Below are 20,883 nucleotides of genomic sequence, written 5' to 3'. Positions count from 1 at the left end.
TGGGACCAGGTGGGGCAGCGGGAAGGGGTAGCCGGTTTGACCACGCACGCACCGCAGGCGGCGCAGGCCGTGACGCTGCCCGGCTCGTTGGACGAGGCGGTCGCGGCCCTGGCCGCCATGCCCGCCGCCGTTCCCGTGGCGGGCGGCACTGACCTCATGGCCTCGATCAACTCCGGACAGCTGCGGCCCGCCGCACTCGTCGGCCTCGGCAGGATCAGCGAGATCCGCGGCTGGCAGTACCTGGACGGCCACGCGCTGCTCGGCGCCGGCCTCACCCACGCGCGCATGGGCCGCCCCGACTTCGCGGCCCTCATCCCCGCGCTCGCCGCCTCGGCGCGCGCGGCGGGCCCGCCGCAGATCCGCAACGCGGGCACCCTGGGCGGCAACATCGCCTCGGCGTCCCCCACCGGGGACGCGCTGCCGGTACTGGCCGCCCTGGAAGCCGCGTTGATCATCGCGGGCCCCGGTGGAGCCCGCCGTGAGATCCCGGTCTCGCACCTGCTCGCGGGCGTGGAGATGCTCCGCGCCGGCGAGCTCATCGGCTACGTGCGCGTGCCGCTGCTGCACGCGCCCCAGGTCTTCCTGAAGGCGACCGGGCGCACCGGTCCCGGCCGCGCCATCGCGTCCGTGGCGCTGGTCCTCGATCCCGCCCGGCGCGGGGTGCGGTGCGCCGTCGGTGCCATAGCGCCGATGCCGCTGCGACCCCTGGACGCCGAGGCCTGGGTCGCCCAGCTGATCGACTGGGACGGGGAGCGCGCGCTCGTGCCGGAGGCGCTGCACGCCTTCGGGGAGTACGTCGCCGCTGCCTGCATCCCCGACCCCGTCCCCGACGAGGACGGCTCCGTACAACCGCTTCCGCCCGCCGTACTGCACCTGCGTCGCACCGTCGCCGCGCTGGCCCGACGAGCACTGGGGAGGGCACTGTCATGACCGACGACCAGTACGCGGAGGACGCCCCCCAGGGCGGCCGTTGGGATCCGCTGCCCCAGGGCGACTACGACGACGGAGCCACCGCCTTCGTCAAGCTCCCCGAAGGCGGCATCGAGGCCCTCATCGCGGAGCGGGAGCCGCTCGCGGCGCGCGGGCACGGTTACGTGCCCCCGCAGATCGAGGTGCCGCTCCCGGCGCCCGCCGCGACGGACCCGGCGCAGGGGGGAGCGTGGGCCGCACCGGCCGACGCCGTCCAGTGGCCCGATCCGAACGGCGCCCCCGCCGGCGCCGGTCCCGACGGGTACGGGTACAACCCGGGGGTCACCGGGCAGTGGGACTTCGGGGACGTCGCGCGGGACGGCGCCGGGCCCGGAGGAATTGATCACTCCGGGCAGGCCGGGCATCCGGGTTCGGCCGGGCCCTCCGCCAGCGACGTGACCGGACAGTGGTCGATTCCGGTGGCCACCGGGGACATCCCGGACGAATCGGGCGAGTTCACCACTTCCGCGCTGGTCGAGCAGTGGGGCGGCACGCCGCCCGCCACGCTCCCCGGCGGTGCGGCCGCCCCCTGGGCGACGGAGGGCACCGGGCAGCCGACGGAAGCCATCGGGCAGGCCTGGTCCGCCGAACCGCGGGAAAGGGCCGCCGAGGACGCCGTACGCCCATCGGCGCAGACGCCCGCTGAGAGCCTCGTGGGACCGTCGACGCAGTCGCCGGCCGGACCGCCCGCGCAGGACGCCCAGCAGGCCGCCGAGCCCGCTCACGAGGCTGTTGAGGCGCCTGACACGGACCGGGTTCGTGAGGACTCCGGGGCTGCCGATGCCGCGGAGACGGCGGCGGACACCGGCGCCCCCGTCACGGCCCCGCACGACGAACACCCCCTTGCCTCCTACGTCCTGCGCGTCAACGGCGCAGACCGTCCGGTGACCGACGCCTGGATCGGCGAATCGCTGCTCTACGTACTGCGCGAGCGCCTCGGTCTCGCGGGCGCCAAGGACGGCTGCTCGCAGGGCGAGTGCGGCGCCTGCAACGTGCAGGTCGACGGGCGGCTCGTGGCGTCCTGCCTGGTGCCCGCCGTCACCGCCGCGGGCAGCGAGGTGCGCACCGTCGAGGGCCTGGCCGCCGACGGGCAGCCCTCCGACGTGCAGCGCGCGCTCGCCAAGTGCGGCGCGGTGCAGTGCGGTTTCTGCGTACCCGGCATGGCCATGACCGTGCACGACCTCCTTGAGGGCAACCCCGCGCCGAACGAGCTGGAGACCCGCCAGGCACTGTGCGGCAACCTGTGCCGCTGCTCCGGCTACCGCGGTGTCCTGGACGCCGTACGCGAGGTCGTCGCCGAACGCGAGGCGCACTCCGCCGCCACCGCCGAATCCGCGCCGGACGCCGACGAGGCCCGCATCCCGCGCCAGGCCGGTCCTGGCGGGGGCGGCGTCAACGCCTCGGTGTACGGGGACACTTCTTCGTACAACCCCCCGTACGACCCCCAGGCTCCGCATGAGCAGCCGTACGGCCAGGACGGAGGCCAGGCGTGAGCAACGAAACCGTGACCGCGTCACCCACGGCGCCCGAGGCGGGCTCGGAGCCCCTCCCGCACGGGCTCGGCGTCTCGCTGCCGGCCGCGGAGGCCCGCGCCAAGACGGAGGGCACCTTCCCGTACGCGGCCGACCTGTGGGCCGAGGGCCTGCTGTGGGCCGCCGTGCTCAGATCACCCCACCCGCACGCGCGCATCGTGTCGATCGACACCAGCCACGCGCGCGAGATGCCCGGCGTACGGGCCGTCATCACCCACGAGGACGTGCCGGGCACCCCGGTGCACGGCCGGGGCAGGGCCGACCGTCCGGTGTTCGCCTCCGAGGTCGTACGCCACCACGGGGAGCCCATCGCGGCCGTCGCCGCCGACCACCCCGACACCGCCCGGATGGCCGCCGCGGCCGTCATCGTCGAGTACGAAGTACTCGACGCGGTGACCGACCCGGAGCTGGCCTTCGAGGCCGAGGCGCTGCACCCCGACGGCAACCTGATCCGGCACATCCCGCTGCGCCACGGCGACCCCGCGGCGACCGGCGAGATCGTCGTCGAGGGTCAGTACCGCATCGGCCGCCAGGACCCGGCCCCCATCGGCGCCGAGGCCGGTCTCGCCGTGCCCCGCCCCGACGGCGGAGTCGAGCTCTACGTGGCGTCCACCGACCCGCACACCGACCGCGACACCGCCGCCGCCTGCTACGGCCTGGAGCCCGAGCGTGTGAAGGTCGTCGTCACCGGCGTACCCGGAGCCACCGCCGACCGCGAGGACCAGGGCGTCCAACTCCCGCTCGGCCTCCTCGCGTTGAAGACCGGCTGCCCGGTGAAGATCACCGCTACGCGTGAAGAGTCCTTCCTCGGCCACGCCCACCGGCACCCCACGCTGCTGCGCTACCGCCACCACGCGGACGCCGACGGCAAGCTGGTGAAGGTCGAGGCGCAGATCCTCCTGGACGGGGGCGCCTACGCGGACACCTCCTCGGAGTCGCTGGCCGCCGCCGTCGCCTTCGCCTGCGGCCCGTACGTCGTCCCGAACGCCTTCATCGAGGGCTGGGCCGTCCGCACCAACAACCCGCCCTCCGGCCATGTACGCGGCGAGGGCGCCATGCAGGTCTGCGCCGCTTACGAGGCGCAGATGGACAAGCTGGCGAAGAAGCTGGGCATGGACCCGGCGGAACTGCGCCTGCGCAATGTGATGGCTACCGGGGACGTGCTTCCCACCGGCCAGACGGTGACCTGCCCCGCTCCGGTCGCCGAACTGCTCCAGGCCGTACGGGACTACCCGCTTCCCGCCCTCCCCAAGGACACCCCCGAGGACGAGTGGCTGCTCCCGGGCGGCCCCGAGGGCGCGGGCGAACCCGGCGCCGTACGCCGTGGTGTCGGCTACGGCCTCGGCATGGTGCACATGCTCGGCGCCGAGGGCACGGACGAGGTGTCGACGGCCACCGTGAAGGTCCACGACGGCGTCGCCACGGTGCTCTGCGCGGCCGTGGAGACCGGCCAGGGCTTCACCACACTGGCCCGGCAGATCGTCCAGGAGACGCTCGGCATCGACGAGGTGCACGTGGCCCCCGTCGACACCGACCAGCCCCCGGCGGGCCCGAGCTGCCGAGGCCGCCACACCTGGGTGTCGGGCGGCGCGGTGGAACGCGCGGCGAAGATGGTCCGTACGCAGCTGTTGCAGCCCCTGGCGCACAAGTTCGGGATGTCCACCGAGCTGCTCCAGATCACCGACGGCAAGATCACGTCCTACGACGGAGTGCTGTCCACGACCGTCACCGAGGCGATGGACGGCAAGGAACTGTGGGCCACCGCCCAGTGCCGCCCGCATCCGACCGAACCGCTGGACGCCGCCGGCCAGGGCGACGCCTTCGTGGGCCTCGCCTTCTGCGCGATCCGCGCGGTGGTCGACGTCGACATCGAACTCGGCTCGGTCCGTGTCGTGGAACTGGCCCTCGCCCAGGACGTGGGCCGGATCCTCAACCCCGCCCAGCTCGCGGCCCGTATCGAGGCGGGCGTCACGCAGGGCGTCGGCGCCGCGTTGACGGAAAACCTGCGCACCGCGCGCGGGCTCGTCCGCCACCCCGACCTGACCGGCTACGCCCTCCCCACCTCGCTGGACGCCCCCGACATCCGGATCGTCAAGCTCGTCGAGGAGCGCGACGTCGTCGCCCCCTTCGGCGCGAAGGCGGCCAGCGCGGTGCCGGTCGTGACCTGCCCGGCGGCGGTGGCCTCGGCCGTGCGTGCGGCTACGGGGCGGCCGGTCAACCGGCTGCCGATAAGGCCCCAGGCGGCCGTGGTGACGACGCCGTGAGCACGCCCGATCCGGAGCCGCCGCGCTACGAACCCGCTCCCGGTGTCGGGAAACTGGCGCTGTGGGTGCTGCTGTTCGTGGTGGCGGCAGTGGTGGTCGTCGTGGGTGGCGTGTACTTCGCCTGATGGGCGGTGGCCTTGCCGGACGGGGCGTTCGACGGACGGTGTCGTCCTGATCACGGGGATCATGGCCGCGGGGAAGTCGTCCGTCGCGCAGGCTCTCGCGGAGCGGCTGCCGCGGGCGGCGCACGTACGCGGTGACATGTTCCGGCGGATGATCGTCTCCGGGCGCGAGGAGTACGAACCCGGCGCGGGCGGCGAGGCGGAGGCGCAACTCCGGCTGCGGTACGGGCTGTCGGCGGCCACCGCGGACGCGTACGCGCGGGCCGGTTTCACGGCGGTCGTGCAGGACGTGGTCCTGGGCGAGCAGTTGACGGCGTACGTCGGACTGATCCGCACCCGCCCCCTGTACGTCGTCGTGCTCGCTCCCCGCCCCGAGGTCGTCGCGGCGCGTGAGGCGGGGCGGGCGAAGACCGGGTACGGGGCGTGGACGGTCGAGGAGCTGGACCGGGGGCTGCGTGCCGGTACCCCGCGGATCGGGCTGTGGCTGGACAGCTCCGGGCTGACGGTGGCCGAGACGGTGGGGGCGATCGTGGCGGGGTGGGAGCGGGCGCGGGTGGTGTGAGCCGGAGTTGGGCGCGAGCGGGCGCGGGTGGTGTGAGCCAGGGTGGGGCGGCCGCGGTGGCGTGACTGAGGCCGCGTGACCGGGGCGGAGTGAACCGGGTGATTCCAGGCGGTGGGCCTGTCGTTGCTCTCGTGCTCGCGGCCCGTACGGGGCCTGTGCGTCTCCTTTGCATTGCCTATGCCTGCACGTTTCCGGCGTTGTCAGTGGTGCGGCGTATGGTTCTGACTCAGTTGGAACTGCCCCTGGACGACGGGGTGTTCCATGCTCGGGGGAAGCATGATGCGTTCATATGCGCGGGGGAGCCATGAGCACGACTGACACCGACGTCGGCGGCGCGATCACACTGACCGACGACGAGCTGTATCCGTACATCACGCACGCGGGGACGCGGCACTGGCTGACGGGTCCCGGACTGCCCGGCGACGGCCCCCTGGTGGGGTTCGGCACCCTGCGGGAGCACGGGCTGCGCAGGCTCGCGGATCTGGCCGGCGACGCGGAGAGGCTCGCGGGGGAGCTCCAGGACCACCTGGTGATAGGGGCCTTACGGAACTTCGACAGGGACCTGGAGTCGATCGTCCTGGACGGGGTGACGGGCGAGGTCTCCACGACGTACCTCCACAGCAGCCCGGCGCCGCTGGACCTCTCGCCGCTGGCACCCTCCCTTGAGGCGCTGGTGCGCTTCGCGGCGGCCACGGAGGAACTGACGGCTTCCGGTGGGAACTTCGCGTCCTACGAGACGCGCTTCGGCCCGAAGGCGGTCACGGAGGTGTCGGACCGGCTGGCCGCCGTCTTCGAGGGTGCGGTGGGCGAGGAGGTGCCGCCGTTCTGGCGGATGGCCGCACTGATCCGTCCGCTGGCCCGGATAGCGGGACCCGGTGAGGGACTCGTCCTGGACCTGCCGAAGCGGCTGCTGGACGAGGAGTTCGGCGCGGGCGGGATCATGCGCTTCGAGGACGTCGACTTCCCGACCGCGCTCACGCACGAGCCGACGCGCCGTTTCCTGCGCGAGACGGGCCTCCCGGAGAACGGCTCCGTCTTCCAGCTGGACACGGAGGTGCCCCTGCCGGCGCTCAGCGAGTACTACGCCGACGAGCGCCCAGGCGACTTCACCACCGACGAACTCCCCGCCACCGCCGACCACCTGATACGCCTCGGCTATCTGCTGGAGGACACCAACCTCGTGGTGGACGGCACCACCGGCGCCGTGCTGGCGTGGAGCGAGCCGGACCTCATCCTCCGCCCCCTCAACGCCGACATCTCCACACTCGCGTTCACCCTCTGGCTGCTGCACCGCGAGAAGTCCCTGGACGCGGCCCACGAGCTCAGTGACGCCTACGAACAGCTGGCCGCCACCATGTCCCAGACCCTGGCCGCGGTCGACCCGCTCGCCTGCGACCCGACCCCGGCCCTGCCCGGCGACGACGGTTGGCGCTACTGGCCGGAGATCTTCGAGGACCAGGCAGGCGGAACGCTGTACCGGTAAGCCGTGGTTGCCCGCCACGAAGCCACGAAGCCACGAAGCAGGCCCTCAAAGGTAATCCACAGGTTGTTCTCGATCGGTCGGCCTATTTGCCGGGAGTTCTACCGCTTCATGGGCAAAGCACCCCACGTCACCTCGACGGGCGAGCGGCTGCCTGGAATAGGGCCAATGTTAAATTTCTCCGCTTCTCGGCCCTGCCGGATTCCGGGCAATATCCGGAATGCCGTTTTGAGGCATGCGCCGGTGCTCGCGCTCTTTCTTGTAACTCCGGTCGCCCTGAGCTAATTTGAACTCGCGTCACTCTGACGCGCGAAGACCACCGATCCCGATCTCGATACAGGGAATCCTTGTGTGGTTTTTCATCACTTTTATCTTTGAGGAGTTGGTGTGCCCAGCACGCTGCAGTCGACCATGCCCCCCGAGGGAATGGCACCTCGCTCGAAGCGCTCCGGCAGGGCGCTGAGTCGTTCCGCGATCGTCGGCGCGCTCAGCGCCCTGGCTCTGGTCGTCGCGCTGCCGACCAGTGCGCATGCCGATGTCCTGCAGCTTCTGCCGCAGAACGCCTCCGGTCTGGAGCAGACGTTCGCACCTGCCTACGACTACGACGGGGACGGCTGCTACGCCACCGCTGCCATCGGCGCCGACGGCACCCTCAACCCCGGCCTGTCGCTGGGCGGCGACGTGAACGGCCACTGTCACGACCCTGGCCAGTTGAACAACGCCAACGCGTACTCGCGCGAAAAGTGCAACAACGGCTGGTGCGCGGTCATGTACGCCAGCTACTTCGAGAAGGACCAGGCCACTCTGGGCCCCGCGGCCATCGGGCACCGGCATGACTGGGAACACGTCATCGTGTGGATCTACAACAACCAGGTCCAGTACGTCTCGGTGTCGCAGCACAGCACCTATCAGGTGCTTCCCAGTTCCTCCATACGCTTCGACGGAAACCACGCGAAAATCGTCTACCACAAGGACGGCGCGTCAACGCACGATTTCCGCTTCGCGAACACCAATGACGAACCGGCGGAAAACGCCACCGGCGGCTGGTTCTACCCGCGCCTCGTCGGCTGGGACGGCTACCCGTCCGGTTACCGCGACAAGCTCATGAACGCCAATTTCGGTGACGCCACGATTAAAATCAAGGACGGTTCGTTCAACGACAACCTGTCCTACTCGATGCCGGCCGGAATTGCGTTCAACCCGTACGCCTGACACAGCGAGCCGGTTCGCCGGCCGTGAGTCGTGCGGAAGGGCGGTCCTCCCTGGGGAGGGCCGCCCTTCCGCATGTCTGGGTCTGCTTGATTTCCCCCTCGGCCGAGGGGTGACTGACGAGATCAGGACCGTCTTGGCTCAGCCCAACGTGTCCAGCAGGGTGGTGACATAGGCATCCAGCCGCTCTTCCACGGCTCGTGTCGTCAGCTCTGTCCGCCCTGCCTCCCGCCACGGCCGCGACACCAACCGCACCTCTTCCGAGAACGCCAGCCCGTCCCGCACCTGCCAGTACAGCCGCTCGCTCGCGGCCGCCGCCAACACCCCGCCGGCCTCCTCGTACGCCTCGGCGAACCGCAGACCCCACGCCGGGCCGTGCAGCAGCGCGAGATTGGTGGAGCAGTGCGCCACATCGAGATCCGCCGGACCCCAGGAGGTGGCCGCCCAGTCGACGACGCCGGTGATCCGGGCGCCTGCCGGCTGTGCGGGCGGCACGTCGAACAGCACGTTGCCGGGCTGGAAGTCCCGGTGCAGGAACCGCCCTTCATAGGGCGGCGCGGACTTGCGGATCACCTCGATCGCCGCGGCCCATGCCACCGTGTCGGCGCCCCTCGGAGTCACGACGGTGTCGGCGGTCGTCAACGCCACGTACTTCCGGGGCCGCTCGGCAGGTCGCAACGCGTGGATAGCGACGAGTTGACGGGCCAGCAGCGGGACGCGCGTCTCCAGTCCCTCGTCGTCGAGGACGGTCCGGCCCGCCAGATGGGTCATGAGAAGCGACGGATACTCGCAATGCGCGGCGGTCGGATCAGCCGCGACCAGTCCAGGAGCCGGCACGCCGGTCCCCGGGAGCAGGGTCAGGGCGCCGGCCTCCCTGCTCAGCCAGTCCTCGGCGTCCTTCACGTCGACGAAGGTCCGCAGCACCAGATCACGGGTGCCTCCGTCCCGCCCGCCGATCGTCAGCCTCCGCATCTCGGCAGTGATCCCGCCGTGCAGCGCCTCGGTTCCGACGATCCGCTCACCGACCTCCAGATGCCGGCCCACCCAGTCCAGCGCCAGCGGTCGGACAGCAGTCGCCTCATCGTGGTTGGTCATGGCGCCACCCCATCACCGGACGGCGGCAACGCGCGACAGGTTTGTCGGAGGCGATGGCCGTGCTGCTCTAGCAGGAAGGTCCACCGGTACGAGGCGGACCGCATCCGACGTGCTGGTCAGGCCCTATTGACGCATGCCGATATCGGCATATGATGTTGCCCATGGCACGAGCAGCGACGACATCGGACGTGTTCAACGCGATCGCCGAGCCGCAACGCCGGGAGATCCTGCTCCTGCTGCGGGCGGGTGAGCGACCGGTGACCGAGTTGGCCCGGGAGCTGGGGATGACCCAGCCGGGGGCGTCCAAACACCTGCGGGTGCTCAGGGAGGTCGGGCTGGTGCGGGACCGCAAGGCAGGCAAGCAGCGCCTGTACGGCCTTGACGCTCGCGGGCTGCGACCGGTCCACGAGTGGACCGGCGGGTTCGAGCGGTTCTGGAACGAGAGCTTCGACCGGCTGGACGCGTACGTGCAGGACCTCAAGCAGGAACGGCAGGAGGAGTGACCGATGGCAGCGACAGGACGGGACGCGTCGGCGCAGTCAGTGACGGCCGACCGCGAGATCGTGATCTCCCGGGTCATCAGCGCCCCACGGGAGCTGGTGTTCGAGGCGTTCACCGAGGTACGGCACCTGTCGCGATGGTGGGGACCGGAGGGGTTCACCACCACCACGCGGGCGTTCGAGTTCCGCGTCGGCGGGGCGTGGGACTTCGTGATGCACGGACCGGACGGGACGGACTACCAGGAGTGGATCTCCTGGACCGAGATCACCCCGCCGGAGCGGATCGCGCTGCTCCACGGTGAGTCCCGCGGCGACCCGAACGCCTTCGAGTCGGTCCTCACGTTCGCGCCCGACGGCGCGGCGACCCGGATCGAGATGCGCACGGTGTTCCCCACCAAGGAGCTGCGCGACGAGGCGGTCGAGAAGTACCACGCGATCGAGGGCGGCCGGCAGACCCTGAGCAACCTGGCTGTCTACGTCACCGAGATCGTTCGCAAGGGATCGGAAGGGAGTTGAGGACCGATGGCCGGAAAGGTGTTCTTCAGCGTGACGATGTCGCTGGACGGGTTCATCGCGCCCGAGGAGCGCAAGGATGACCCGGATGCGCAACGCTGGATGGCGCGGTGGGCGGAGCTACAGCAGTGGGCATTCCCGCAGCGGTTCTTCCGGGAGAACCTGAAGCTCGGCGAGGGCGGCGAGGAAGGGCGCGACAACGACATCGCGCGGGAGACGTTCGAGCGCACCGGCGCGAGCGTGATGGGCAAGCGTATGTACGACCTCGGCGAGCCGGCGTGGCCGGAGGAGGCGCCGTTCCACACGCCCGTCTTCGTCGTCACGCACGAGAAGCGTGATCCCTGGGAGCGGCCGGGTGGAACCACCTTCCACTTCGTCAACGACGGCATCGAGACCGCGCTCGACCAGGCCCGCGAGGCCGCCGGCGACCGGGACGTCCGCATCGCGGGCGGCGGCGCAACGATCCTGGAGTACGTGAACGCCGGCCTGATCGACGAGTTCTCGCTCACGCTCGCACCCGTGCTGTTCGGCTCCGGAACCCGCCTGTTCGAGGGCGTGGACGCGGACCGCGTTGCCCTGGAGCCGGTCCGCGCGGAGCCGACCCGGCGGGTGACCCACCTGACCTACGCGGTCCGGCAGCGGTAGCGCATCCGATCAGTCCAGTCCGAGTAGTCCAAGCGACTTGCCCAGCCCGGCTCTCAGTGGATGCGCCACCGGAGAGAGGGCGCGTCCGACCAGGTAAACGTGCTGGTCAGACCCTGTAATTGAGGCCGTGGCGGGAATCGAACCCACGTAACTCGCTTTGCAGGCGAGTCCCTAAACCACTCGGGCACACGGCCGTACTCAGGTGCGGCACGGCTCACTCGTTCCGAACCTGATGGGTAGACCGTAAGCGGGGGTGGGGGCGGGGCTCAAGGGGTGGGCGGGCGTTGCAACGGGACTGCCATGTGCCGTTCACGAACGGGTGGGCGGGGGCGTCGGACGTCTCGTGGGTGGTGGTCGTACGACGAAAGGCTCAGTCGATCACGGTCTTCGGACAGGGGTCATGGTGGGGGATGCCCCTTACGCTGACGGGCATGACCGGTCTGGACGCACGCGATGCCGCAACGGTTCCGGTGGAGGCCGATGCCGCCTCCGCCGCCGACGACGGTGTGCTGGGCAGGGAGTATCGGGCGCTCAGTGTCGGGATCGTCTCCGTCGTGCTGCTGATCGCGTTCGAGGCGACGGCGGTCGGGACGGCCATGCCGGTCGCGGCACGGGAGCTGGACGGGGTGTCCTTGTACGCCTTCGCGTTCTCGGGGTACTTCACGACGAGCCTGTTCGGGATGGTGCTCGCCGGGCAGTGGTCGGACCGGGACGGGCCGCTGGCTTCGTTGACCGCGGGGATAGCCGCCTTCGCCGCCGGGCTGTTGCTGTGCGGCACCGCGGGGGCCATGTGGCTGTTCATCCTCGGGCGGGCGGTGCAGGGGTTCGGCGGCGGACTGGTGATCGTCGCGTTGTACGTGGTCGTGGGGCGGGCCTACCCGGAGCGGCTGCGGCCGTCGATCATGGCGGCGTTCGCGGCGAGTTGGGTGATCCCGTCCGTTGTCGGGCCGCTCGCCGCGGGCGCGGTCACCGAACACCTCGGCTGGCGCTGGGTGTTCATCGGGATACCTGTGCTGGTCTTCCTGCCGCTTGCCCTCGCGCTGCCTCAGATACGGCGGCGGACGTCCAGCCCGGGGGGACCCCACGAGAACAAGGAGCGTGCGCCCTTCGACCGGCGGCGTATCCGGCTCGCGCTCGGTATCTCCTGCGGTGCCGGGATCCTCCAGTACGCCGCCCAGGATCTGACCTGGTTCTCGCTCGTCCCCGCCGCGGTGGGCGTCGCGCTGCTCGTCCCCGCCGTTCTCGGGCTGCTGCCCCGCGGCACCTACCGGGCGGCGCGCGGACTGCCGTCCGTGGTGCTGTTGCGCGGGGTCGCGGCCGGCTCCTTCATCGCCGCCGAGTCCTTCGTCCCGCTCATGCTGGTCACCCAGCGGGGGCTGTCGCCGACGCTCGCCGGGTTCTCGCTCGCGGCGGGCGGCGGTACCTGGGCGCTGGGGTCCTACATCCAGTCGAGGCCGCGCGTGGAGCCGTACCGGGAGCGGCTGATGTTCCTCGGCATGGTGCTGGTCGCGGCCGCGATCGCCACCGCGCCGAGCGTCCTGATCCACGCCGTGCCCGTGTGGATCGTCGCCGTCGCCTGGGGGTTCGGCTGCCTCGGGATGGGGCTGGTGATCGCCTCGACCAGCGTGCTGCTGCTCCATCTCTCGGCGCCCGCGGAGGCCGGCACCAACTCCGCCTCCCTCCAGATCTCCGACGGCCTGGCCAACGTGCTGCTGCTCGCCGCGGGCGGCGCCGCCTTCGCCGCGCTGGGCGGCGGCACGGTGAGCCACACGGCCACCTCGACGTCCGGCTCCCATCCGGCGGCCTTCGCGGCGGTGTTCCTGCCGATGGCGGGGGTGGCGTTGGTGGGGGCGTGGGTCACTACGCGGGTGCGGGAGCGGTGATCGTGAACCCGGTCGAAACCGGCTGGCCCCGTGCCCTACGTTCTTCGCATGGAACTTCGCCTCGACCCCGCCCTGGAGCGGGCCCTCGCCGACCTCGCCGACGCGCAGGACCGTCTGCCCGAGGAGGTCGCGCGGGAAGCCGTACGCAGGTATCTGCGGGACGAGGGCGCGGTCGTCCGCTCGCTCGCCACACGGCTGGCGGCCGAGCACGCCGAGTTGCTGCGGAGGTTGGGCGAATGACCCGCCACCTCACCGTCGCCGAAGTGACGGACCTCGCCGAGGTCGCCTTCGGCGGGCGTGCGCCTGAGATGCGCGAGCCGGGACTGCTGGCCTCGGCTGTGCACCGGCCCCGCGCGCGCATGTTCGGCGTCGCGGCCTATGGAGATCTGTACGAGCAGGCCGCCGCACTGTTGCACGCCATCGCGACCAATCACCCCCTCGTCGACGGCAACAAGCGGACCGCCTGGCTGGCCGCCGCGACCACGCTCGCCGCGAACGGGGTCGATCTCGCGGACTGCGACCAGGACATGGCGTACGACCTGGTCATCGACGTGGCCTCCGGCGGCGAGAGTGACATCGGTGTGATCGCGGGGCGACTGCGCGCGCTGTGACCTGAGTCCCATCCGCCGGTGACCCGGTGTCGTCCGCGCGTTGACGCGTCCGGGGCGCCGGTAGGGTGGCCCGGTTGTCATATGTAGCCGAGCCGCTCGACCCCACACACGGAGACCGTGACTACCACCGCCGCCAGCGCCGCTGCCTCGTCCCACCACCTCTCACCCGCCTTTCCCGGCCGCGCCCCCTGGGGCACCGCCGGCAAGCTGCGTGCCTGGCAGCAAGGGGCGATGGAGAGGTACGTCCAGGAGCAGCCACGCGACTTCCTGGCCGTCGCCACGCCCGGCGCAGGCAAGACCACGTTCGCGCTGACCCTGGCGTCCTGGCTGCTGCACCACCATGTCGTGCAGCAGGTGACCGTGGTCGCGCCGACCGAGCATCTGAAGAAGCAGTGGGCGGAGGCGGCCGCGCGGATAGGGATCAAGCTGGATCCCGAGTACAGCGCGGGGCCGCTCAGCAAGGAGTACCAGGGCGTCGCCGTGACGTACGCCGGAGTCGGTGTGCGGCCCATGCTGCACAGGAACCGGGTGGAGCAGCGCAAGACCCTCGTCATCCTCGACGAGATCCACCACGCCGGTGACTCCAAGTCGTGGGGCGAGGCGTGCCTGGAGGCGTTCGAGCCCGCCACCCGGCGCCTCGCGCTCACCGGTACGCCGTTCCGGTCCGACACCAACCCCATCCCCTTCGTCGCGTACGAGGAGGGGAACGACGGGATTCGGCGGTCCTCGGCCGACTACACGTACGGGTACGGGGCCGCTCTCGGTGACGGGGTCGTCCGGCCCGTCATCTTCCTCTCCTACAGCGGCAACATGCGGTGGCGTACGAAGGCGGGCGACGAGATCGCCGCCAAGCTCGGCGAGCCCATGACCAAGGACGCCATCTCGCAGGCCTGGCGCACCGCTCTGGACCCGCGCGGCGAGTGGATGCCGAGCGTGCTGCGCGCCGCCGACCAGCGGCTGACGGAGGTCAGGAAGGGCATTCCGGACGCCGGTGCGATGGTCATCGCCTCCGACCAGGAGTCCGCCCGCGCCTACGCCAAGCTCATCCGCGACATCACCGGGACCAAGGCCACCCTCGTCCTGTCCGACGACACCGGCGCCTCGAACCGTATCGACGAGTTCAGCCACGGCGAGGACCGGTGGATGGTCGCCGTGCGCATGGTGTCCGAGGGCGTCGACGTGCCGCGGCTCGCCGTCGGCGTGTACGCCACCACCATCTCCACGCCCCTCTTCTTCGCCCAGGCCGTCGGCCGCTTCGTGCGCTCCCGGCGCCGCGGCGAGACCGCCTCCGTCTTCCTCCCGACCATTCCCAACCTCCTTGGTTTCGCCAGCGAGATGGAGGTCGAACGCGACCACGTCCTCGACAAGCCCAAGAAGGAGGGCGAGGAGGACCCGTACGCCGACTCCGAGAAGGAGATGGAGGAGGCGAACCGCGAGGAGGACGAGGACACCGGGGAGCAGGAGCAGTTCTCCTTCGAGGCGCTGGAGTCCGAGGCCGTCTTCGACCGGGTGCTGTACGACGGCGCCGAGTTCGGCATGCAGGCCCACCCGGGGAGTGCGGAGGAGCAGGACTACCTGGGGATTCCCGGGCTGCTCGAACCCGACCAGGTGCAGTTGCTGCTACAGAAGCGGCAGGCGCGGCAGATCGCGCACAGTCGTAAGAAGCCCGACGAGGACGCCGATCTCCTCGAACTGCCCGCCGAGCGGCGGCCCGTCGTCTCCCACAAGGAGATGCTGGAACTCCGCAAGCAGCTCAACACCATGGTCGGCGCGTACGTCCACCAGAGCGGCAAGCCGCACGGCGTGATCCACACCGAGCTGCGGCGTGTGTGCGGAGGGCCGCCGAGCGCGGAGGCGACGGCGGGGCAGCTGCGGCAGCGGATCGCCAAGGTGCAGGAGTGGGCCACGCGGATGCGGTGACGCCGGGCGCTGTGCCTGGGCTGCGTCGGTGGGGGTGCCCGGCCGTCGTGCCTGGCTGTGGTGCCTGGCCGTCGTGCCCGGCTGTTCTGCCTGGGCAGGGCGTGTGGACCGGTGTGTGCGTGGGGCGGGTTTTCGCCGGCCCGGCGTGCACCGTGGCGTGTGCGCTGTGTGTGGGGGTGGTGTACGCCGAGTGGTGAGCGCCGTGCGAATCGGGGCAAACGAAATGAGTCCGGGCCGACCGGTGCCCGGATTCTGGACGGAGCCTTCCGCTGAGCGAACCGGCTCGCTACTGTCCCGCTACGCACACGCCCCGTGGCAGCGCAGCCGCGGAGCGCAGCCGTGAAGCGACTCCGCCCGGGAGCACCGGGTCGCCAGCCGACCGGCGGCCTCTGAAGCGCGTCGCCGACGGGACTCGGTGCCGCGACCGCCGCGAGGGGGCCGTCGACCTCACCACTAAGGAGTGGGCGTCGTGACCGCGGAGACCTCTCAGACGCTCGACCGGGGACTGCGCGTCCTCAAGCTGCTCGCCGACACGGATCACGGGCTGACCGTCACCGAACTCTCCAACAAACTGGGCGTCAACCGGACCGTTGTGTACCGGTTGCTCGCCACGTTGGAGCAGCACGCTCTCGTACGCCGTGATCTGGGCGGCCGTGCCCGGGTCGGGCTAGGGGTGCTGCGGCTCGGCCGGCAGGTGCATCCGCTGGTACGGGAGGCGGCGCTGCCCGCGTTGCGCTCGCTCGCGGAGGACATCGGGGCGACGGCTCATCTCACGCTGGTCGACGGGAGCGAGGCGCTTGCGGTCGCGGTCGTCGAGCCCACGTGGACGGACTATCACGTCGCCTATCGCGCCGGGTTCCGGCATCCGCTGGACCGGGGGGCCGCGGGGCGGGCGATTCTCGCTGCGCGGCAGGCGCCGGTGGGGGAGTGCGGGTTCACGCTGACGCATGGGGAGTTGGAGGCGGGGGCCAGTGGGGCCGCGGCTCCGCTGGTCGGTGTGACCGGGGTCGAGGGGAGCGTGGGTGTGGTGATGCTCGCGGATGCGGTGCCGGAGCGGGTGGGGCCGCGGGTGTTGGACGCGGCTCGGGAAGTGGCGGATGCGTTGCGCTGAGCGCGGGTTGGTGAGGGCGAGGCTTGGGCCTGGCCGGGCGGGTGCCCGAGGTGAGGGCTGAGGTCGGGGTGGGTCGCGTGGCCCGGCGCTGTACGGGGTGCCGCTGTGCCCACCCGTGCCGCCCCTAGCGGCACGCATGCCCACAGCTGAGGCGGTTGCAGTGGCACGCACGCCCGCAGCTGGGACGGTTGCAGTGGCACGCACGCCCACAGCTAAGGCGGTTGCAGTGGCACGCATGCCCACAGCTGGGACGTTTACAGGCTCACGTTAGATTGACCCCGTGCTCTCTCGTCTCACGCGCCCCAAGGCCGTTGCTGTCTGTGCTGTTCCCGTTGTGGCTCTGCTGGCGGTGGCGGTGTTCGCGCCGTTGCCGTTCTCGCTGACGCAGCCGGGGATGACGGCGAATGTCCTCGGGGAGAACAAGGGGGACCCGGTGATCACGATCACGGGCGCGGCCACCCGCAAGACGAGCGGGCAGCTTCGGATGACGACGATCGAGGCGACGGGACCGGACGCGAGCGTCCACCTCGGGGACGTACTCGATGCCTGGTTCCGTACGGACAAGGCCGTGATGCCGCGTGACTCGGTCTACCCCAGCGGCGACAGCGTCAAGGAGATCGAGCAGCACAACGCGGACCAGATGAAGGAGTCGCAGGACACGGCCTCCGAGGCGGCGCTCTCGTACCTGGGCGAGAAGGACGACGTCAAGGTCACCCTCAGGCTCGCCGACGTCGGCGGCCCCAGCGCCGGACTGCTCTTCTCGCTCGGCATCGTCGACAAGCTGGACGGCGACGGCAGCGGCGGCGACCTCACCGGCGGACGCACCATCGCGGGTACGGGGACGATCGACGCCGACGGCAGTGTCGGCGCGGTCGGTGGCGTCGCCCTCAAGACGCAGGCCGCCCGGCGCGACGGCGCGACGGTCTTCCTGGTCCCGAAGGCGGAGTGCTCGGACGCCAAGGCGGAACTGCCCAAGGGGCTGCGCCTGGTTCCGGTGACCACCCTCAAGGGAGCGGTGGAGTCCCTGGTTGCCCTTGAGAAGGGGACCGGCTCGGTACCGAGCTGCTGAACACACCGGGTGTCAGCCCCCGCCACAAACCCCTCCCCCTTCATCGAAGTTCACCCCAGCTCACCCCATGCCACCCCGGCCCTCGGTCACTGCTCGATCGCCGCTTGCTCCACCAGCGGGATGATCCGCAGCGGAACGGGGTTCTCCATGACGATCGCCGTGGAGGCCCGGACGATGCCATCGAAACCGACCACCCGGTCGATCACCCGCTGGAGATCGGCGTTCGAGCGGGCGACGAGTCGGCACAGCATGTCGCCGCCGCCCGTGGTCGTGTGCAGCTCCAGCACCTCGGGCACGGTCGTCAAGTGAGCCCGTACGTCCGTGCCTTGCCCCTGCCTGATCTGTAGGGTCGCGAACGCCGTGACCGGGTATCCCAGCGCGGCCGGATCCACCTGCGGCCCGAACCCCCGGATGACTCCATGCGATTGAAGCCGGTCGAGCCGCGCCTGCACGGTGCCGCGCGCGACGCCGAGCCGCCGGGACATCTCCAGGACGCCGATGCGCGGTTCCTCGGCGAGCAGCACGATGAGCGCGCCGTCCAGATGATCGATCGCCATGGGGTCCTCCGAGGTGGTCACCTTGTACATACCGCTCGCTGAAACGGGCGATCGTATGAGCATAGTGTCCAGCGAATACTCAAACCATTGCGCACCTTGCCATGCGGGGGGAGCCTGCGAAGATGAGCCAGACCACAGAGCACCGCACTCCCGACACCGCCCGGCAGGCAGATCCCTTCCCGGTGAAGGGAATGGACGCGGTCGTCTTCGCCGTCGGCAACGCCAAGCAGGCCGCGCACTACTACTCCACCGCCTTCGGCATGCGCCTGGTCGCCTACTCCGGACCGGAGAACGGCAGCCGCGAGACCGCCTCGTACGTCCTCACCAACGGCTCGGCACGCTTCGTCCTCACCTCCGTGATCAAGCCCGTCACCACCTGGGGCCACTTCCTCGCCGAGCACGTGGCCGAGCACGGCGACGGCGTCGTCGACCTCGCCATCGAGGTTCCGGACACGCGCGCCGCGTACGCGTACGCCGTCGAGCACGGTGCCCGCTCCGTCGCCGAGCCGTACGAGGTGAAGGACGAGCACGGCACGGTCGTACTCGCCGCGATCGCGACGTACGGCGAGACCCGGCACACCCTGGTCGAGCGCTCGGGCTACGACGGCCCCTACCTCCCCGGCTTCACCGCCGCGGCGCCGATCGTCGAGCCGCCCGCCCACCGCACCTTCCAGGCGATCGACCACTGTGTCGGCAACGTCGAACTCGGCCGTATGAACGAATGGGTCGGCTTCTACAACAAGGTCATGGGCTTCACGAACATGAAGGAGTTCGTGGGTGACGACATCGCGACCGAGTACAGCGCGCTGATGTCGAAGGTCGTCGCGGACGGCACGCTCAAGGTCAAGTTCCCGATCAACGAGCCCGCCATCGCCAAGAAGAAGTCCCAGATCGACGAGTACCTGGAGTTCTACGGCGGCGCGGGCGTCCAGCACATCGCGCTGAACTCGGGCGACATCGTGGAGACGGTACGCACCATGCGCGCGGCCGGGGTCCAGTTCCTCGACACCCCGGACTCCTACTACGACACCCTCGGCGAGTGGGTCGGCGACACCCGCGTCCCCGTCGACACCCTGCGCGAACTGAAGATCCTCGCCGACCGCGACGAGGACGGCTATCTGCTGCAGATCTTCACCAAGCCGGTCCAGGACCGCCCGACCGTCTTCTTCGAGATCATCGAACGGCACGGCTCGATGGGCTTCGGCAAGGGCAACTTCAAGGCGCTGTTCGAGGCGATCGAGCGGGAGCAGGAGAGGCGGGGGAACCTGTAGCGGGGGCGGCCCGCGGGGGCTCCGCCGAGGACTCCTCCGCCGGCACCCCCGGCCCGTCCTGCGCCGGGGGCTCACCCAGCTCCTCCAACGCCGCCTCCGCCCGCGGGGCGAGCAGCGGCGAGAAGTACGGGTTGATGCGCAGGGCCTCGGCGAGGTGGCGGCGGGCCGGCCCGTACCGCTCCAGGGTGCGTTCGATCTGGCCGCGGTGGTAGGCGTACAGCGCACTGCGTACGCCGCCGCCGTGCTCCTTGTCCATCGCCCTGGTGGCGAACTTCAGGGCCTCCTCATGCTCCCCGGCCCGGTGCAGCGCCCAGCCCAGCGCGTCCGCGACGGCGATTGCGGGGTGCTGCTTCCACTCCTCGCGCAGCAGCGCCACGGCGGTCGCGGTGTCGCCGTGGTCCGCCTCGAAGAGCCCGAGGACCAGCTCGTCGTCCACACCCCCGGCGGCCTCCTGCCGCACCCGCTCCCGCAGCAGGTCGTACTGGACGCGCGCGGCCCCCTGGAGGCCGAGCTTCTCGTACAACTCGCCCAGCTCCAGCGCGTACCGCGGCTCGGGCCGCTTGGCGAGCGCCGTCTGGTACGCCCGCAGCGCCTCCGACGTGCGCCCCAGCGCGGCCAGCGCGCGCCCCTGCCCGGCGTGCGCCCCGTACTCGTCGGGGTCGGTGCGCAGCGCGCGCTCGTAGTAGGCCAGCGACTGCTCGCGGTCGCCGCGTTCCCAGGCCAGTTCGCCGGCCTGCTGGAGGAACGCCGCCTGCTCGGCGGGGGTCGCCGCGCGCGTCGCGGCCACGGCGACGGCGGCCGCCGCGTCCTCGCGCCAGCCGCGGTCCCAGTAGACCCGCGCGGCCCGCGCCAGCACCGTCGGCCCGGAGCGCAGCTCCAGCAGCTTGTCGAGGGCCTTGCGGGTGGCCTTGTAGTCGCCGAGGCCGTTGTACGCGTCGATCAGCAGCGGATACGTCGTCCAGCGCTTCGGCGACAGCTTCACGGCCGCCTCGCCCCACTTCTTCCCCTCCCGGAAGTCACCGCGGGCGTTGGCGAGTGCCGCGAGGCCGTCGAAGGCCTCCGCGTTCCCCTTCGGCCGGGTCCTCAGCGACGTACGCAGCGCCTCCTCGGCCTTCGGGTAGTAGGCGGGTGTCGCGGTCCGCCGCGCCTGCTCCACATAGGCCGCACCGAGCACGGCCCACGACCGGTCGTCGCCCGGATGGGCCCGCAGATGTGCCTCGCGGTCGCCGATGAGCGCCGCCAGATCGGGCAGCGCAGCGGGCATCCCGGAGCCCACCGCCGTCTGCGCCCGCGCCACCGGACCCGGAGCGGGCGGCGCAGGGTCCCGCCCCGCCGAGGGCAGCAGGAACAGCAACGCGCCGAGTACGACACCTCCGGCGACGGCGCCGATCAGCGCGCGCTTGACGAAAGGGGAGAAACGGGACCCGGGAGGCTCGGAATCCTGAGGCCGCGCTGTCGCCGGTCGCTGCTCTTCGATCTCCATGGCGCTCACTGTGCGTCAGTACGAAGACCACATCACGGGACGCGTTGGGTGCCGCAGACGGGGTTCACACCGATGGCCCCGGGTGCG

General features: G+C 71.0%; 20 protein-coding genes and 1 tRNA gene. 17 read left to right on the top strand and 4 right to left on the bottom strand.

Features of this window, described 5'->3' with window-relative positions:
* The first annotated feature begins 36 nt into the window (after positions 1–36).
* The 7 genes from ACIPC1_RS32205 to ACIPC1_RS32175 all read left to right on the top strand — a co-directional run bounded on the left by ACIPC1_RS32205 (position 37) and on the right by ACIPC1_RS32175 (position 8,141).
* A complete protein-coding gene (locus ACIPC1_RS32205; protein ID WP_402523365.1) occupies positions 37–930 on the top strand; it encodes an FAD binding domain-containing protein in 894 nt (297 codons plus the stop codon).
* On the top strand, positions 927–2,462 hold the full coding sequence (locus ACIPC1_RS32200; RefSeq protein WP_402523363.1) for a 2Fe-2S iron-sulfur cluster-binding protein: 1,536 nt from the start codon (positions 927–929) through the stop codon (positions 2,460–2,462). Before ACIPC1_RS32205 ends, ACIPC1_RS32200 begins: the two co-directional genes overlap by 4 nt.
* Positions 2,459–4,765 carry a xanthine dehydrogenase family protein molybdopterin-binding subunit gene (locus ACIPC1_RS32195; RefSeq protein ID WP_402523361.1) on the top strand — a complete coding sequence of 769 codons (2,307 nt, stop codon included), beginning with the start codon at positions 2,459–2,461 and terminating at the stop codon, positions 4,763–4,765. Before ACIPC1_RS32200 ends, ACIPC1_RS32195 begins: the two co-directional genes overlap by 4 nt.
* Positions 4,762–4,890, top strand: coding sequence for a hypothetical protein (locus ACIPC1_RS32190; RefSeq protein WP_384375558.1), 129 nt, complete (start codon positions 4,762–4,764; stop codon positions 4,888–4,890). Before ACIPC1_RS32195 ends, ACIPC1_RS32190 begins: the two co-directional genes overlap by 4 nt.
* Positions 4,871–5,449 (top strand): AAA family ATPase, encoded by a 579-nt coding sequence (locus ACIPC1_RS32185; protein ID WP_402523357.1) that lies wholly within the window; start codon positions 4,871–4,873, stop codon positions 5,447–5,449. Before ACIPC1_RS32190 ends, ACIPC1_RS32185 begins: the two co-directional genes overlap by 20 nt.
* A gap of 304 nt (positions 5,450–5,753) precedes the next feature.
* A complete protein-coding gene (locus ACIPC1_RS32180) occupies positions 5,754–6,932 on the top strand; it encodes an SUKH-4 family immunity protein (protein ID WP_402523355.1) in 1,179 nt (392 codons plus the stop codon).
* A 423-nt stretch (positions 6,933–7,355) separates the two neighbouring features.
* On the top strand, positions 7,356–8,141 hold the full coding sequence (locus ACIPC1_RS32175) for an NPP1 family protein (protein ID WP_384376091.1): 786 nt from the start codon (positions 7,356–7,358) through the stop codon (positions 8,139–8,141).
* A gap of 138 nt (positions 8,142–8,279) precedes the next feature.
* Here ACIPC1_RS32175 and ACIPC1_RS32170 read toward each other — a convergent pair whose 3' ends face one another.
* Entirely contained in the window at positions 8,280–9,233 is a 954-nt protein-coding gene (locus tag ACIPC1_RS32170; protein ID WP_402523354.1) for a phosphotransferase family protein, read from the bottom strand.
* Between the two features lie 161 nt (positions 9,234–9,394).
* Here ACIPC1_RS32170 and ACIPC1_RS32165 point away from each other — a divergent pair, with 161 nt between their 5' ends.
* From ACIPC1_RS32165 to ACIPC1_RS32155, 3 genes are read left to right on the top strand one after another with little or no spacing between them, the layout of a single operon-like run.
* Positions 9,395–9,736, top strand: a complete 342-nt coding sequence (locus ACIPC1_RS32165; RefSeq protein ID WP_402523351.1) for an ArsR/SmtB family transcription factor — start codon at positions 9,395–9,397, stop codon at positions 9,734–9,736.
* A gap of 3 nt (positions 9,737–9,739) precedes the next feature.
* Positions 9,740–10,249, top strand: a complete 510-nt coding sequence (locus ACIPC1_RS32160; protein WP_402523348.1) for an SRPBCC family protein — start codon at positions 9,740–9,742, stop codon at positions 10,247–10,249.
* Between the two features lie 6 nt (positions 10,250–10,255).
* Positions 10,256–10,891 carry a dihydrofolate reductase family protein gene (locus ACIPC1_RS32155; protein ID WP_402523346.1) on the top strand — a complete coding sequence of 212 codons (636 nt, stop codon included), beginning with the start codon at positions 10,256–10,258 and terminating at the stop codon, positions 10,889–10,891.
* Positions 10,892–11,013: 122 nt separating this feature from the next.
* Here ACIPC1_RS32155 and ACIPC1_RS32150 read toward each other — a convergent pair.
* A tRNA-Cys gene (locus ACIPC1_RS32150) sits at positions 11,014–11,085 on the bottom strand.
* Between the two features lie 237 nt (positions 11,086–11,322).
* On the opposite strand from ACIPC1_RS32150, the gene ACIPC1_RS32145 reads away from it, so the two are divergent.
* The 6 genes from ACIPC1_RS32145 (at position 11,323) to ACIPC1_RS32120 (ending at position 17,485) form a co-directional block, all read left to right on the top strand.
* Positions 11,323–12,774, top strand: a complete 1,452-nt coding sequence (locus tag ACIPC1_RS32145; RefSeq protein ID WP_402523343.1) for an MFS transporter — start codon at positions 11,323–11,325, stop codon at positions 12,772–12,774.
* 48 nt (positions 12,775–12,822) lie between these two features.
* On the top strand, positions 12,823–13,014 hold the full coding sequence (locus ACIPC1_RS32140; RefSeq protein ID WP_402523341.1) for a hypothetical protein: 192 nt from the start codon (positions 12,823–12,825) through the stop codon (positions 13,012–13,014).
* Positions 13,011–13,385 carry a type II toxin-antitoxin system death-on-curing family toxin gene (locus tag ACIPC1_RS32135; RefSeq protein ID WP_402523339.1) on the top strand — a complete coding sequence of 125 codons (375 nt, stop codon included), beginning with the start codon at positions 13,011–13,013 and terminating at the stop codon, positions 13,383–13,385. The genes ACIPC1_RS32140 and ACIPC1_RS32135 overlap by 4 nt, the downstream gene beginning before the upstream one ends.
* 117 nt (positions 13,386–13,502) lie before the next feature.
* Positions 13,503–15,305 carry a DEAD/DEAH box helicase gene (locus ACIPC1_RS32130; RefSeq protein WP_402523337.1) on the top strand — a complete coding sequence of 601 codons (1,803 nt, stop codon included), beginning with the start codon at positions 13,503–13,505 and terminating at the stop codon, positions 15,303–15,305.
* A 469-nt stretch (positions 15,306–15,774) separates the two neighbouring features.
* Positions 15,775–16,416, top strand: a complete 642-nt coding sequence (locus tag ACIPC1_RS32125) for an IclR family transcriptional regulator (RefSeq protein ID WP_384375587.1) — start codon at positions 15,775–15,777, stop codon at positions 16,414–16,416.
* Between the two features lie 280 nt (positions 16,417–16,696).
* The gene (locus ACIPC1_RS32120) at positions 16,697–17,485 is read left to right on the top strand and encodes a S16 family serine protease (protein WP_402523333.1); all 789 of its coding nucleotides are present in this window, start codon (positions 16,697–16,699) and stop codon (positions 17,483–17,485) included.
* Positions 17,486–17,571: 86 nt separating this feature from the next.
* Here the strand turns inward: ACIPC1_RS32120 and ACIPC1_RS32115 are convergent, their stop codons facing one another.
* Complete coding sequence (locus ACIPC1_RS32115; protein WP_384375593.1) at positions 17,572–18,042, bottom strand: Lrp/AsnC family transcriptional regulator; 471 nt, start codon at positions 18,040–18,042, stop codon at positions 17,572–17,574.
* A 122-nt stretch (positions 18,043–18,164) separates the two neighbouring features.
* Between ACIPC1_RS32115 and hppD the strand changes: the two genes are divergently transcribed.
* The gene (hppD, locus tag ACIPC1_RS32110) at positions 18,165–19,313 is read left to right on the top strand and encodes a 4-hydroxyphenylpyruvate dioxygenase (RefSeq protein ID WP_402523331.1); all 1,149 of its coding nucleotides are present in this window, start codon (positions 18,165–18,167) and stop codon (positions 19,311–19,313) included.
* Here hppD and ACIPC1_RS32105 read toward each other — a convergent pair.
* Positions 19,258–20,796 carry a tetratricopeptide repeat protein gene (locus ACIPC1_RS32105; RefSeq protein WP_402523329.1) on the bottom strand — a complete coding sequence of 513 codons (1,539 nt, stop codon included), beginning with the start codon at positions 20,794–20,796 and terminating at the stop codon, positions 19,258–19,260. The two genes, hppD and ACIPC1_RS32105, sit on opposite strands and share 56 nt — an antisense overlap.
* Between the last annotated feature and the right edge of the window lie 87 nt (positions 20,797–20,883).

Origin of the sequence: Streptomyces sp. NPDC087263, assembly GCF_044744645.1 — a bacterium.
Lineage (GTDB): Bacteria > Actinomycetota > Actinomycetes > Streptomycetales > Streptomycetaceae > Streptomyces.
The sequence above is the reverse complement of the archived record's forward strand: the minus strand, read 5'-3'. Positions and strand labels throughout refer to the sequence as shown.

Excerpts from the sequence above, each read along its gene's own strand:
- ACIPC1_RS32200 (WP_402523363.1), top strand. The coding sequence starts at position 927 with ATGACCGACGACCAGTACGCGGAGGACGCCCCCCAGGGCGGCCGTTGG.
- ACIPC1_RS32180 (WP_402523355.1), top strand. The coding sequence starts at position 5,754 with ATGAGCACGACTGACACCGACGTCGGCGGCGCGATCACACTGACCGAC.
- ACIPC1_RS32175 (WP_384376091.1), top strand. The coding sequence starts at position 7,356 with ATGGCACCTCGCTCGAAGCGCTCCGGCAGGGCGCTGAGTCGTTCCGCG.
- ACIPC1_RS32170 (WP_402523354.1), bottom strand. The coding sequence starts at position 9,233 with ATGACCAACCACGATGAGGCGACTGCTGTCCGACCGCTGGCGCTGGAC.
- ACIPC1_RS32165 (WP_402523351.1), top strand. The coding sequence starts at position 9,395 with ATGGCACGAGCAGCGACGACATCGGACGTGTTCAACGCGATCGCCGAG.
- ACIPC1_RS32160 (WP_402523348.1), top strand. The coding sequence starts at position 9,740 with ATGGCAGCGACAGGACGGGACGCGTCGGCGCAGTCAGTGACGGCCGAC.
- ACIPC1_RS32155 (WP_402523346.1), top strand. The coding sequence starts at position 10,256 with ATGGCCGGAAAGGTGTTCTTCAGCGTGACGATGTCGCTGGACGGGTTC.
- ACIPC1_RS32145 (WP_402523343.1), top strand. The coding sequence starts at position 11,323 with ATGACCGGTCTGGACGCACGCGATGCCGCAACGGTTCCGGTGGAGGCC.
- ACIPC1_RS32140 (WP_402523341.1), top strand. The coding sequence starts at position 12,823 with ATGGAACTTCGCCTCGACCCCGCCCTGGAGCGGGCCCTCGCCGACCTC.
- ACIPC1_RS32135 (WP_402523339.1), top strand. The coding sequence starts at position 13,011 with ATGACCCGCCACCTCACCGTCGCCGAAGTGACGGACCTCGCCGAGGTC.
- ACIPC1_RS32115 (WP_384375593.1), bottom strand. The coding sequence starts at position 18,042 with ATGGCGATCGATCATCTGGACGGCGCGCTCATCGTGCTGCTCGCCGAG.
- hppD (WP_402523331.1), top strand. The coding sequence starts at position 18,165 with ATGAGCCAGACCACAGAGCACCGCACTCCCGACACCGCCCGGCAGGCA.
- ACIPC1_RS32105 (WP_402523329.1), bottom strand. The coding sequence starts at position 20,796 with ATGGAGATCGAAGAGCAGCGACCGGCGACAGCGCGGCCTCAGGATTCC.